The sequence below is a fragment of the Actinomadura sp. 21ATH genome, assembly GCF_041951345.1.
Lineage (GTDB): Bacteria > Actinomycetota > Actinomycetes > Streptosporangiales > Streptosporangiaceae > Spirillospora.
Map to the genome: position 1 here is coordinate 1 of NZ_JBGNUR010000035.1, position 11,932 is coordinate 11,932.

The 11,932-nt window shown below is 71.7% G+C and carries 14 protein-coding genes; 9 read left to right on the top strand and 5 right to left on the bottom strand.

All coding sequences use genetic code 11. The annotated features are described in order from the left end of the window. The first annotated feature begins 251 nt into the window (after nt 1–251). The gene (locus ACA361_RS42075) at nt 252–392 is read left to right on the top strand and encodes a hypothetical protein (protein ID WP_375020765.1); all 141 of its coding nucleotides are present in this window, start codon (nt 252–254) and stop codon (nt 390–392) included. Nucleotide 393: 1 nt separating this feature from the next. Further along, complete coding sequence (locus ACA361_RS42080; protein ID WP_375020766.1) at nt 394–921, top strand: NUDIX hydrolase; 528 nt, start codon at nt 394–396, stop codon at nt 919–921. Between the two features lie 417 nt (nt 922–1,338). Here the strand turns inward: ACA361_RS42080 and mobC are convergent, their stop codons facing one another. The 5 genes from mobC to ACA361_RS42105 form a co-directional block, all read right to left on the bottom strand. After that, nucleotides 1,339–1,908 (bottom strand): plasmid mobilization relaxosome protein MobC, encoded by a 570-nt coding sequence (gene mobC, locus ACA361_RS42085; RefSeq protein ID WP_375020767.1) that lies wholly within the window; start codon nt 1,906–1,908, stop codon nt 1,339–1,341. Between the two features lie 1,968 nt (nt 1,909–3,876). Beyond that, complete coding sequence (locus tag ACA361_RS42090; RefSeq protein WP_375020768.1) at nt 3,877–4,254, bottom strand: hypothetical protein; 378 nt, start codon at nt 4,252–4,254, stop codon at nt 3,877–3,879. Nucleotides 4,255–4,460: 206 nt separating this feature from the next. Next, nucleotides 4,461–5,138, bottom strand: coding sequence for an AAA family ATPase (locus ACA361_RS42095; RefSeq protein WP_375020769.1), 678 nt, complete (start codon nt 5,136–5,138; stop codon nt 4,461–4,463). Nucleotides 5,139–5,209: 71 nt separating this feature from the next. Further along, nucleotides 5,210–6,238 carry a hypothetical protein gene (locus tag ACA361_RS42100; RefSeq protein WP_375020770.1) on the bottom strand — a complete coding sequence of 343 codons (1,029 nt, stop codon included), beginning with the start codon at nt 6,236–6,238 and terminating at the stop codon, nt 5,210–5,212. Nucleotides 6,239–6,364: 126 nt separating this feature from the next. Continuing rightward, nucleotides 6,365–7,234, bottom strand: a complete 870-nt coding sequence (locus tag ACA361_RS42105) for an HD domain-containing protein (protein WP_375020771.1) — start codon at nt 7,232–7,234, stop codon at nt 6,365–6,367. Between the two features lie 169 nt (nt 7,235–7,403). Between ACA361_RS42105 and ACA361_RS42110 the strand changes: the two genes are divergently transcribed. Genes ACA361_RS42110 through ACA361_RS42140 form a run of 7 tightly spaced genes read left to right on the top strand, consistent with a single transcriptional unit; the run spans nt 7,404 to nt 11,792 of the window. Next, nucleotides 7,404–7,616, top strand: a complete 213-nt coding sequence (locus ACA361_RS42110; RefSeq protein ID WP_375020772.1) for a hypothetical protein — start codon at nt 7,404–7,406, stop codon at nt 7,614–7,616. Next, complete coding sequence (locus ACA361_RS42115; protein WP_375020773.1) at nt 7,613–7,819, top strand: hypothetical protein; 207 nt, start codon at nt 7,613–7,615, stop codon at nt 7,817–7,819. Before ACA361_RS42110 ends, ACA361_RS42115 begins: the two co-directional genes overlap by 4 nt. Next, on the top strand, nt 7,816–8,895 hold the full coding sequence (locus tag ACA361_RS42120; protein ID WP_375020774.1) for a hypothetical protein: 1,080 nt from the start codon (nt 7,816–7,818) through the stop codon (nt 8,893–8,895). The genes ACA361_RS42115 and ACA361_RS42120 overlap by 4 nt, the downstream gene beginning before the upstream one ends. Further along, entirely contained in the window at nt 8,895–9,107 is a 213-nt protein-coding gene (locus ACA361_RS42125; RefSeq protein ID WP_375020775.1) for a hypothetical protein, read from the top strand. Before ACA361_RS42120 ends, ACA361_RS42125 begins: the two co-directional genes overlap by 1 nt. Then, nucleotides 9,104–9,409, top strand: coding sequence for a hypothetical protein (locus ACA361_RS42130; RefSeq protein WP_375020776.1), 306 nt, complete (start codon nt 9,104–9,106; stop codon nt 9,407–9,409). Before ACA361_RS42125 ends, ACA361_RS42130 begins: the two co-directional genes overlap by 4 nt. Continuing rightward, nucleotides 9,402–9,758: a hypothetical protein gene (locus ACA361_RS42135; RefSeq protein ID WP_375020777.1), complete on the top strand. Its 357-nt coding sequence runs from the start codon at nt 9,402–9,404 to the stop codon at nt 9,756–9,758. The genes ACA361_RS42130 and ACA361_RS42135 overlap by 8 nt, the downstream gene beginning before the upstream one ends. 51 nt (nt 9,759–9,809) lie before the next feature. Continuing rightward, complete coding sequence (locus tag ACA361_RS42140) at nt 9,810–11,792, top strand: hypothetical protein (RefSeq protein WP_375020778.1); 1,983 nt, start codon at nt 9,810–9,812, stop codon at nt 11,790–11,792. Nucleotides 11,793–11,932 lie beyond the last annotated feature (140 nt).

The window sequence follows — 11,932 nt, forward strand, 5'->3', positions numbered from 1 at the left end:
GCGGGCGCGCGCGCACCCGATCGCGCAGCGGCGCCACGAGCGGGGAGGGGGTGTCACACCGCGGGTGTCACGGCGAGGGAGTTACAGGTCAGAGGGGGTGTGACACCCCCGTGACACCCCCTCCGTGACACCCGGTGTGACACCCCAGGAAGGGAGGACCTCACAGACCACGAAAGAGCGGGCCGCGCCCTGTGCGCCAACACCCGGACGCGGCCCTTGATCACCCACCTGCGACACCAGGAGGACAACCCATGCGCATCATCTCGCGCATTGCCCGACAGATCATCATCCACGCCACGTGCCCGCACTGCGGCGGCACCGGCACCATCTACAACCCGCCGGTCGGCCCCATCGCCTGCGGCGGCTGCGGCGGCACGGGCGGGGGCCGCTGACATGGCCGACACCACGCAGTGCGACGGGTACTCGGTGGGCGTCGTCATCACCGATGACCAGGGCCGGACGCTGATCGGCGACCGCACCGACGACACCGGCGCGGCGGGGCCGGCGGGCCACGTCTACGACGAGCACAGCTCGTTCCGCAGCGCGGCGCGCGCCGAGGTCGCCGAGGAGGTGGGCCTGACCGTCACGGCCCTGACCGAGTACGCCAGCGGGTTCCGCGCCAACCGGTGCTGCCGCGAGCCCGGCCCGCTCGGGCACGGTCACCAGTGGCTGGTGTTCCGCGCCACCGTCACCGGCCGCCTGAAGGTCGACCCGGGCAGCTTCCGCAACGTCCGGTGGGCGACGCGCGCCGAGCTGGAGCTGCTGGCCGCGCGGACGCTGACGTATGCGCGCGGCGAGATCACCGCCGACGACTGGCGCGACCTGCCCGGCATCGAGCCGGTGTGGGTGCTGTGGCTGGTCAAGGCGCACCTGATCGCGATGTCCCGCACCGACCTGGAAACCATCGAGAACACGCTCTGAGGAGGGACGAAGACAACCTGAGCGGCCTCTGAGCCGCCCGCCCCTCAGGGCCCCGTCCGGTGACCCGGGCGGGGCCCTTTCGTCTGCGCGGCCGCCGTCGCCGGCACGCTACGAAACCCCGCCCCCAACCATGATCATTGATTAATGCCTAGGTGTGTGGGTCGTCCTGGTGGCGTTCGTGGTGAGGAGGATCGGGACGGGTCTTGGCGGTTGGCGTGGTGGGCGTACGTGTCCTGGATGACGTACTTGGATGACGTGACGTACGGCCGCCTTGGCGGGCCGGGCTGATCGCTGCGGAGTGCTCGAACGCCCGGACGGTCTGCATCCGCTCCCACAGCGGCGGGCGTTCGAGCACTCCGCCTCGCGGGGGTCCAGGGGGCGGCGGAGCCCCCTGGGATAACGGCGCCCGACCGGCCCTCACAGCTCGTACCGCTCCCAGTCGCTCCGGCCGTCCTCGACCAGGTCGTCCCCGTCCCGCTCGTCCTCGTCGTCCTGGTCCTGGACGACGTCGACGACGGTCGGCTGCCGACCGGCGCGGGCACGGCGCCGCGGCGCCAGGTTGTCGACGGCCTCCTGTAGGCGCTCCAGTGCGCGCTGCACGGCGTCGGCGGTGGCGGGCAGCCCGTCCGGCAGGCGCCCGGTGGCGTTGGCCGTGCGCGCCAGCTGGTTGACGTTGGTTCCCAGTGCGGCCACCATCCGCCGCACCGCCAGCAGCTCGGCGATGAGCGCGCGGCGCTCGGACACGGTCAGCGCCAGCTCGCCGGTATCGGTGGCGCCGCCGACCTGGCGGGCGGTGGCGGCCTCCACCAAGAGCCGCTGGCGGCTGATCCCCAGCGCCTCCGCGCGGGCGGTGACGGTGTCGTACTCGGCGTCGGTGAGCCGCACCGTCACCGTGTGCGGGCGGCCGCCGGGAGCGCGCTCCAGACGCCGCGCTCCGGTGCCGGCTGCGGTCACCGTCCGGCCTCGCCGGTCGCGTCGCTCGACCAACCTCGTCCCCTTCCCCAGCGGAGCGCCCCGCCCTGGTCGGCGGAACCCTGAACGAGATCAGTCTGACTGATCTCACATCTTGCTCCCGCGGTTTGGCGCCCGGCGCGCGACCCACGGGAGTACGGGAGGCCCGTAGTCCCGTAGGGCGCTCAGAGAGCCTCGCGGAGGTTTCGGCAACGGCGCCGGGAGGGCGGCCGGGCCGGGACCGGCCCCCAGGCCGCACGCCCGGCCCAGCCGATCCGCCCGGCGCCGCGGCGGCCGCCAGGCCGCCGCCCTTGATCCCAAACGGCCCAATTCGGCAACGCCTCGCGTGCCTCTACGGGTAGCGGCCGGCCCCGCTACCGGTAGCGGCTGCGCTACCGGGTGCCGCTACCACTCATCGGCATGGTGACCAGCGCCGTTGCCGATGGGGTAGCGGGTAGCGCCGATGTCGCCGAGGACCGTGGAACCTGCCGCTGAGGGCATCACCGGCCCCCTGCCGCCGCTGCCGCTACCCGCCCGGGGGCGTCCTAGCGGTCCTGGGATCTCTAGCGGGACGTCCCGCTAGGTCTAGCGGCACCTCTAGACCCTCATCGGCGTGGTGACCTGGGCTCTATCGGCTAGCGGGGCAGCATGGGACGGCCTCGTTCCGGGCCCGTGGCCGGGGGTTCGAGGGGGGACGCCCGCAACCTCTAGAGGTCTTTCGGCAACGAGCGCTTGGTGGACGTTGCCGGGCGCCGGGACCGGCCCGGAGAGGCCGCACGCCCGGTGGCCGGCGACGTCCACGGCGGCCGCGCAGCGGGCGCCCTTGAAGACGTACAGAAAGTTCTCATCCAGGGCCGTTGCCGCTGGCCAGAGAACATGTCGGCACCGCCGGATCCTTGCCCGCGCTGCGCTGGCCTGGGACGAGCCCGCTTGCACCGGAATCTCGCGCGGACCCTCGCGCGGCCTGAGGTGCGGACCGTCGCGCGGACCGTTTGCCCACGACCGGATGCCGACCAGGCGCGTACGTCAACGCCTTCACATACACCGATGACATGACGTACGGCCCCCTTAACAAACCCGGGCAACACCCCGGAAGCAGGGCCCTTCTCCAGGGGCACGATGGCGCCATTTCTCGTGATTTCCTGAGGAAGTCTTCGGCGCCACAGAGATCGCCTCGACAATGACCAAACCCGCAGGTCAGAGGATATACTCCGAGATGGTGATTGATCACTTCATGTCAAAAAGCGGCGCCCCCTAAGCCGGAGCGCCCAGAAGAGGCCCGCTCTGGTGGGCCGGAAAGTTGTTCGAGCGTGGACGTAACGCTGTTTCTCTATTCAGCCCTGTTGCTCGCCGTCTGTGTCCTGGCAGCCACACACTTCCCCGCGCCTCTCGCGGTGGCTGTCTGTGTCGACGTTGTCGAACGTGTGGAGAGGGCGTGGAGTCCTCGTCTGGCGCGGCCCCGAAAGGACAAGCGCGGGGGCGCAAGGGGGCGCCGTTCCCTACGCGAGAGACGGAGGCGCTGAGTGCGGCCCAGGACGCCCACCAGGTTCCGGGGTAAGGGCTCTTATTCCGGAGTCTCCGGGGCCTGCTGGGGGGCCGCTGAGCCAGCGCTTAATCGACGTTATGCGCTCCCCCGGCCCGGCGCCGGGCCGTCCAATAGGCGCCGCCGCTGGTCAACGCGTCGCCGGCAGCAACACCGCGGCGTCGACGCCCGGCCGCTGACCTGCGCCGACGCCTATTGACGCGCAGGGTGTGTCCTGCTGGGCAGTCGGGGCCACCGTTGGTACGCCCAGATCATGCGCTGACCTGCACAGACTCAAGGGCAAGGGTGTACCGGTCATAGCTGGCACCCCGATTGGTACCCCGGTTGGAACCCCGATCGGTACCCCGGTTGGCGCTGGTCAGGGAGCCGACTCGGCCGGTACGCCGGAGTCCCGAAGGGACTCCGGCGAGTCTAACGGCGCGGTTCGCTCACCGCCCGCTCGCGCCCGGCGGCGGCCCTGGTCAGTTCTGAGCGGCGATGGCGCGGGCCTCGACGCGGCGGGGGAGGTCTCCGCCGGCCAGCAGCTCGCGCATGAGCACGCGGACGACGGCGGCGTTGGTGGTGTCGTGCTCGGCCACCCACGCGCGCACGTCGCCGTACAGGCCAGGCGCGATGTCGTAGGTGGTCTTCACCGGCGTGCCGGTCTTGGCGCGGGCGTGCTCGGCGGGCAGCAGCTCGGCGACGCGGGCGGCGGTGGCGGGGTCGGCGACGAGCTCGGCCAGCAGCGCGCGGACGACGGGCGCGACGTGCAACACGCGCCGCCCGGCCCACACTCGCACCCGCCGGAGCAGTGCCGGATCCAGCTCGAATGTGGTCTTGACCGGCGCGATTCGCACCACGGGCTTACGGGGCTCCCGTACTCCCGCATCCGCTTGGGCTGTTACGGGAGTACGGGAGACCCGTGATCCCGTATCGGCCGGGGCGGCGGCCGGGGCGGGCTCGGAGGACGGCGCCGCGGCGGCGGGGCGCGCGGGCGGCGGGGGTGGTGCGGTGCGGTTGGCGGCCGCGTCCATGCTGCCGCGCTGGCGGCGTCGCCGACTGCTGCTCACGCCCGGCCCTCCCCGGCGGCCGCGCCACGCAGCGCCAGGACCTCGGCGGCCGCGTCGGCGTAGGCGGTGCCGGCGGCGGTCACCGGCGCGCCGTGCGACTGGGCGTACAGCTCCAGCCGCGGGATCCGGGCGGCCAGCACCCGGTGGCCCGCGCCGGTCAGCGCGTGGATCGCGTCGCCGGTGGAGGCGGCGTTGGCCACGCACCGGTTCAGCAGCACGCACGTGGTCAGCTCGGTGGCGCGCAACGGCTCGATGTCGGCCACCACCGCCATCACCGGCGCCATCCGGTCCACCTCGGCCGTGGTCGGCGCGACCGGGAACACCGCGGTGTCGGCGACGCGCAGCGCCGAGACCGCGATGCCCTGGTGGTCCTCGATCGGCGGCGAGTCGATGACGGTCACGTCGTAGGCGGCCGACACCGCCGGCAGCACCTTGTGCAGCGAGCTGCTGGCGTTGTCGATGAGGTCGAACGGGAACGCGGCGCGGGCGTTCCACCGCCCGGTACTGCCCAGCCCGTCGAACGCCTCGGGCGCCAGCTTGGACCGGGCGCCGCCCGGATCGGCGTCCACCAGCAGCACCTTCCGGCCCATCTCGTGCAACGCGTGCGCCAACCACACCGCGCTCGTGGTCTTGGCCGTCCCCGGCTTCAGGTTCGTCACTGTCCAGATAGTCATGCCCGGGACGGTACGGGAGTACGGGACACCCGTCTCCCGTACGCGCCCAACGGCATCACAACCAGCAATCTTTACGCCGTAAGGGACGTGGCCAATGGGTGACAGTCCGGGCACCGGTACGGGCGTCCCTCGTCGTCCTCGCGCTGCCGCTTGACCTCGTCGGAGCACTTCCCGCACCATGCCTGCCGCTGCGGACGACCCTCAGAAGCCACTGAGAGCGCCGAGGGGGCGCCCGGCGCCGTTAGGGCGTACCCGAGGTCCCTCCAGCCCTTGGTGGCCATCCAGCGGGCGACTGAGGCCAGATGCGTGGCGTCGTGGCCCTCGGCGAGCAACTCGGCGGCCGCCTGGCAGATCTTGCGCTCGCTGCTGGGCACGCGCGGCATGCCGGTCCCGGCCGTCCACGCAGCGCCCACGGCAGCCGCGTCCTGATCCCGCGAAGCGGTCTCTCTCTCTCCCTCTTCAGGCGCAGTCCGAGGTGCCGGAACGTCGCTCGCGCGCGCTTCTGAGAGAGAGATCTTCTGGACTAGAAGAGGTACCGCCGCACCGGTGCGGCTACCCCTGGCCGCATCCATGCGGCCACCCCTGGCCGCACCGGTGCGGCTACCCCTGGCCGCATCCATGCGGCCACCCTCGTCCGGCTTGTCCGGCGCGGGGAGATTGGCCGGCGGCTGCTCCTGGCGGCGCTGGCGCCGTGCCCGCCGGGCCTCGGCACGCGCGGCCGCGCGCTCGTCCCACAGCTCGTGGTCCAACAGCTCGTACACGCTCGGCAGGTGCGCCCGCGGGTTGCTCGGGTCGCGGCGGCGCTCAACGCGCAGCAGGCCGCGTTCCTCCAGGCGCTTGGTCGCCCGGTCCACGGTGTCCACCGACCGGCCGATGCAGGCCGCCAGCACCGCCCGGGTCGGCACGTCGTCGCCGTCTGGATCCGGGTTGCTGTCGCGGTCGTCCTTGTCGACGAACGAGGCGAGCGCGGCATACAACGCCTTGTCCACCGGCTCCACCGACCCGTCACGCGCCAACTGGGCATCGAACTTCACCCAGTCCATCTCGGCCGGGCGGACCACGCGAGGCGTGAAGCTGTCAGGCGGGGTGGGTACGCTCATCGTTGAGACGTCCTTTCTGTCCTTGGCAGGTGGAAGGGTCTTTTCAGGGCCGGGAGTGTGCAGCTCCCGGCCCTTTTGCTTTCAAGGACCGTATCGGCGGTGACCCTGAGCAGGGGCGATGCGACGTCATCGGGGCGCATCGCCGCGCGTGGCGGCTCGGAGCTCGTGGTAGCTGGCAGCGAACGCAGACCACCAGTCGTTCGGGGTGCCGGCGATGATGGCCTGCGCAAGCTTCTTGGCGGACTCGGTGCGCAACGCAGCTATCGATGTGTCCTGCCACGGCCCAGCCGGGTGACCTTGCGCTTGGTACTCAGTGGCCTGGAGGAGCGTCTCGATCTTGTCGGCATCTTTGGCCACGCGAGCTTCCAGGGTCTCGGCAGCCTCGTACTCGGCGACGAGTCCCTGAATGGTCTTGGCGACGCCGTCGGGCATGCCGCTGGTCTGGTGGGCGGTGACGGCCTCTGGGGCCGAGGTCCGGACGTAGGCGCGTCCGACGCTCGGGACATCGCCGATCCGCGTCTCGTGCGCGTCATGGAGCAGGCACATGGCTGCCGTCTGCCCGACGTCGGCGCCCTCCAGGGCGGCAAGGACGATGCCCACGAGACCAACACGTGCGGAGTGGTCGGCCACGCTCTCGGGGTTGGCGATGCGCAGAAGCAGCCATCCAGCCCGTGGGATCTGCTTCAAATGCCCCATCTCGTGCAGGAATTCGGCTGCACCGGCGAGCGGGTGCTTTGTGTCGTCTGGCGTGGGAAGACGAGCCTGCTCGCGGACAAAAACCCCAGAGCCCACGCGGCTGTCGACCCAACCCTCCTCTTTCAGGGTGCGGATCGCGTTCTGCACGGTCATGCGTGCGACACCGAAGCGTTCGGCAAGGTCGTGGGTGCTCGGTAGCTGTGTTCCGGGTGCGACCTCGCCAGTGAGGATCGCGGCTCTGATGCTCGCGGAGATCTGGACGTGCGCGGGCCGCTTGTCGGCTGCATCGATCGGCTGCATACCTCTCACCCTATCTGCCTAGGCAGGTCTATTGACCAGGCTGCCTAGGTCGATTTAATATCTTCCTAGATCGCTTGGCAAGCAATCTAGGCCAGTCACGAAAGCGTGTGGCCCTGGTGGTGGTGCACCAGGGCCACGCCGGACCAACAGGTGAAAGGAGCTGGTCCGAATGTCCATCATCCCGCTTCCGGTGCGACAGGCGCCGAACGGGTTGGAGGTGGCGCCGCTGGTGTGGGCGACGACCCGGATGACGCCGGGTCTGTGGGCGCCGATCCTGCCGGGCGAGTCGTTCGATGACGCCCTGGTCCGCCGGGAGGCGGCGCGGGACATCCTCGACGAGCTGCTGGCCGAGTACGCGGCCGCTGAGGGGGCGTCGGCATGAGCAGCCGTGAGGAGGACGCGGGGCGCGCGGCGATCGCGGTGGGGTTCTTCCTGCTGGGTGCGTGGTGCGTGGTGGCGGCCGTGGCCGAGGGCCAGGACGTGCCGCTGCCGCTGCGCGTGGTGCTGGCCCTGTCGGGGCCGACGCTGGCGGCGCTGGCGGGTGTCCACGCCTACCTGGCGGCCCGGAAGGAGGGCGGCCGGTGAAGCTGGCGACCTGGACGCCTAAGCAGATCGCGGCGGCCGAGCGGACGCTGAGCGCGGGGACGTGGGCGATCACCGCCGGGGCGATCCTGTTCAGCGTCTTGACGGTGACGCCGCTGGTGGAGCGGGTCACCCCGGACGAGTGGGACTGGACGGCGCCGATCCTGCCGCTGGTGGTCGACGCGGCCGTGGTCATCGTGATCCGGCTGGACTCGACGGTCTCGCGGCTCGGAGGCGAGGCCGGCGCCTGGCCGGTGGTGCTGCGGTGGCTGACCGGAGCGTTCACCGTGGCGTTGAACATCGGTGACTCGGCGCTCAAGGGCGAGGCGGTCGGGGTGGCCGTTCACGCGGTCGCGCCCGCGCTGCTGATCGTCACCGCAGAGGCCGGTCTGGCCTACCGCCGGGCGATCGCCAAAGCGCTCGACCGGATCGAGCGTGAACGGGCCGAGGAGGAGGAGCGCCAGCGCGTTCACGAACGCGCCGAGCGCGAGGCCCGTGAACGCGCGCAGCGTGAGCGTGAACAGCGCGAGCGCGAGGACCGTGAACGCGAGCTGGAGCGGGCCGAGCGGCTGGAGCGTGAACGGCGCGAGCACGAGGCCAAGCTGGAGCGCGAGGCCCGCGCCTACGAGGCCGAGCGGGCCCGTGAGCAGCGCGAGTTCGAGGCCGAGCAGCGCCGGGAGGAAGCCGCCCGCATCGAGCGCGAGCAGGAGCGGCAGCGCGCGGAGCAGGAGCGCCGTGAACACCTGGCGGCCCAGCAGCGCGAGCGTGAACAGGCCGAGCGCGAACAGCGCGAGCGAGAGGCCCGTGAACAGGCCGCGCGTGAACGCCGCGAACGGCAGCGCGTGAACGCCACCGCGAACGGTCGCGGCCGGTCGGTGAACGCCCCGGCGACCACCGCCGTGAACGGCGACCGGATGCCGGAGGAGGAGGCGCGCACCCTCGTCCTGAACACCCCCACCGCGAGCGTTCGGCAGCTCGCCGAGATGACCGGCTGGTCGGTCGGCTGGGTGTCCAAGACCCGCCGCGACAGCAGCACCGAGAACGGCGCACGGCTGGCCGTGGTCGGGGGTGAGCGGTGATGGAGGTGTTCGCGGTGATGACGCTGTCGGTCACCCACCCGTCCGGCGACGTCGAGACCCTGACGCTGACCAAGGCCGTGCCGATCCCGGCCACCGTGACCCGCGAGGCCGTCTTCAAGGCGATGTACGCCGGCGCCCCCGAGCGGTTCCGGGAGCAGCGCGCGACGGTGCTGTTCTTCAGCGTTGAGCCCAACCGGATCGAGGCGTCATGACGGTGCGCCGGGTGTACGTGACCACTGACGCGCGGGCGCGGCGCCGCCAGGTCTGGGCGGACGTGTGGATGTCGGTGAGGGTGCTGGCGCGGATGGCGGGCTGCCTGCTGGCGGCGCCGCTGGAGCTGGTGGCGGCGCGGCTGGGGCTGCCGCCGGCGGCCTGGACCTGGCGGCAGATCGCCGCCGACTGGCGGCGCCGGACCGGGCGCGCGCCGAGCGAGACGACGCAGGAAACGCCGGTGCTGTCCGGCGTGGTGTTCAACCCCAACAATTCCGATTCCGGGGAGGAATCCCGTGGCTAAGAGCCGCATTCCCGTTCTGTCCACGATCGAAATCAAGTCCTCCTCGGCGCTGCAGCAGTACACCACCGAGGCGCGCGACCTGGCCCGCGAATTCGCCTACGAATTCGACTGGGCCGCGCAGGAACTGGAGGCGGTCCTGATCCGCAACGGTGAGGGCAACCCCTGGCTGATGGGCCTGGACGTGAAGTGGCGGGCCCGCCGGGTGGCCAACCGCGCACGCCGCGCGGCCGAGCTGTCGCGGGGGGCCGGGGTGGAGATGGTGAAGCTCTGGCAGGACTTCATGATTCAGTTCGCGCCCGCGCTGGAGCAGCACGAAAAGAAGAAGCCTTCCTTCGACTTCGACAACTGACCCGCCGCGAAAAGCACAACGCACGAGAGCGAAAGAAGGGGACGCAGAGAAATGGGACGCAAGGTCAGCACCTCGGGCGGGCTGGTCCGGATCGAGGACGCGACGATTGACCGGATGGTGGCGCGCGGGGTGAGCAAGGTCGCGCCGCTGGCCACTCAGTGGGCGATGGGCGGGGCGCTGGTCCCGGCCGGGGCGCTGACCCACCACCTGTGGGGCGCGCCGGGTGTGCTGCCGTGGGTGACGGCCGGGCTGACGATGGCCGGGACGGCGCTGACGGCGCTGACCTGGGCGGTCTCGCACGCACGCGGCAAGCTGGGGCGGGGCCACTCGACGGTGACCACGGCGGCGGCCTCGGCCTGGATCACCGCGGCCACCATCACCGGGGCGACCGCGTCGCCGACGCTGGACGTCGGGCTGCTGGTGGGCGGCGGCCTGACGCTGGCCTGGAACATCCGCACCGTGATCCGGCCCGACGTCGAGGACGGCGACGGCGCCGGGCGCGGGCTGAAGGTGGTCTTCGGCAACGCGGCCGACAAGGCCGGCCTCAAGGGCACGGTGCTGAAGGAGATCGACCGGCAGCCGCGGCGGGTGACCGCCACCGCGCAGATGGAGGGCGGCACCACCGCCGATGACCTGCAAAAGCGCATCGCGGCGATCGAGAGCGCGATGGGGCTGCCGCCCGGCTCGATGACCGCGACGGCCGACGAGGACGACGCCAGCGCGGCCAAGGTCACCTGGTCCAACCCGGCGCTGATGCGCGAGCCGATCCCGTATGAGGGCCCGTCGCGGCCGGGCGCCTCGATGGGCGACCCGATCCGCGTCGGCGTCCACCAGGACGGCCTGGACGGGCAGTGGGTGATCCTGAACCACCACACCCAGGTCATGGGCAAGACCGGCGTCGCCAAGAGCTTCGGCGGCTTCTGGAACTTCGCCGGCGAGGTGATGACCCGCCACGACGGCGCGCTGTTCGTGGCCGACCTGGACAAGGGAGAGCAGACGGTCGGCCCGATGCGGCCGGGCCTGCACCGGGTGGAGCTCGACCTGCCGGGCGCCAAGCGGCTGCTCGCGCAGTTCTACGCGGTGGTGCGGCCGCGCACGGACTACCTGGCGGCCAAGGGCCTGAAGGAGTGGGAGCCCGGATGCGGGCTGACCTTCCTGGTGCTGTGGCTGGAGGAGTTCCCCACCCTCGGCGACGAGCTGGAGATGAAGGAGTTCATGCGGTTCATGCGGACCGCCCGGTCGGCCGGGATCCACGTGGTGCTGTCGCTGCAGCGCTCGGACTGGACGCAGATGCCGACCTTCGTGCGCGGGCAGCTCGCCAACTGGTGCTTCGGGGTGGCCAACTCCCAGGACGCGGCGTTCGGGCTGTCGGAGGCGCAGCAGGAGGCCGGGGCGCGCCCGGAGCTGTGGGCCTCCCGGCCGGGCCTGTCGGTCATCGACGTCCCCGGCGGGGACCAGGACCGCATCGCGATGCCGCTGCGCACCCCGATGTGGACCACCGAGCAGATGCGCGAGCACGCCGAGTCCTTCCACGCGGTCGGCCGTCCGCTGGACCCGATCACCGCCAAGTACCTGCAGGCCGGTCCGGGCGGGTGGGCCGCACCGCCCGCCACCGCCAGCTCGTCCGCCGGCGCGGCGTCGGCGGCCGCCATCGAGACCACCGACCCCAGCACCGACGACGAGGTGACGAACGTGGCCAACGAGTACGCCCGCACGCCCGACCCGGACCCGGCGGCCGCCGCCGACATCGACACCCCGATCGAGCCCGCGGCCGGGGAGTGGACCTTCAAGGACGACAAGGACCGGATGCCGCCGGAGCAGGCCCAGCGGGTGCTGGCCGACGCCATCGAGGGCCTGCGCCGCGCGGGCCGCGAGTCCTTCGCCCCGCGCGACCTGGCCGAGGTGCTCACCCGGACCGGCTGCGGCCGCACCTGGATCCAGAAGCGGCTGAGCATCCTCGTCGACGCCGGCGAGCTGGAGCACGACAAGGCGACCGGCACCTACATGTTCGTGCGGGCCCTGCAGCCCGCCTAACCAAGATCAACAAGCGGGCGCGCGCGCACCCGATCGCGCAGCGGCGCCACGAGCGGGGAGGGGGTGTCACACCGCGGGTGTCACGGCGAGGGAGTTACAGGTCAGAGGGGGTGTGACACCCCCGTGACACCCCCTCCGTG

Coding starts and splice junctions, on each gene's coding strand:
- ACA361_RS42100 (WP_375020770.1), bottom strand. CDS start 6,238: ATGAGCGTACCCACCCCGCCTGACAGCTTCACGCCTCGCGTGGTCCGC.
- ACA361_RS42075 (WP_375020765.1), top strand. CDS start 252: ATGCGCATCATCTCGCGCATTGCCCGACAGATCATCATCCACGCCACG.
- ACA361_RS42115 (WP_375020773.1), top strand. CDS start 7,613: ATGAGCAGCCGTGAGGAGGACGCGGGGCGCGCGGCGATCGCGGTGGGG.
- ACA361_RS42080 (WP_375020766.1), top strand. CDS start 394: ATGGCCGACACCACGCAGTGCGACGGGTACTCGGTGGGCGTCGTCATC.
- ACA361_RS42095 (WP_375020769.1), bottom strand. CDS start 5,138: ATGACTATCTGGACAGTGACGAACCTGAAGCCGGGGACGGCCAAGACC.
- ACA361_RS42110 (WP_375020772.1), top strand. CDS start 7,404: ATGTCCATCATCCCGCTTCCGGTGCGACAGGCGCCGAACGGGTTGGAG.
- ACA361_RS42125 (WP_375020775.1), top strand. CDS start 8,895: ATGGAGGTGTTCGCGGTGATGACGCTGTCGGTCACCCACCCGTCCGGC.
- ACA361_RS42130 (WP_375020776.1), top strand. CDS start 9,104: ATGACGGTGCGCCGGGTGTACGTGACCACTGACGCGCGGGCGCGGCGC.
- ACA361_RS42105 (WP_375020771.1), bottom strand. CDS start 7,234: ATGCAGCCGATCGATGCAGCCGACAAGCGGCCCGCGCACGTCCAGATC.
- ACA361_RS42140 (WP_375020778.1), top strand. CDS start 9,810: ATGGGACGCAAGGTCAGCACCTCGGGCGGGCTGGTCCGGATCGAGGAC.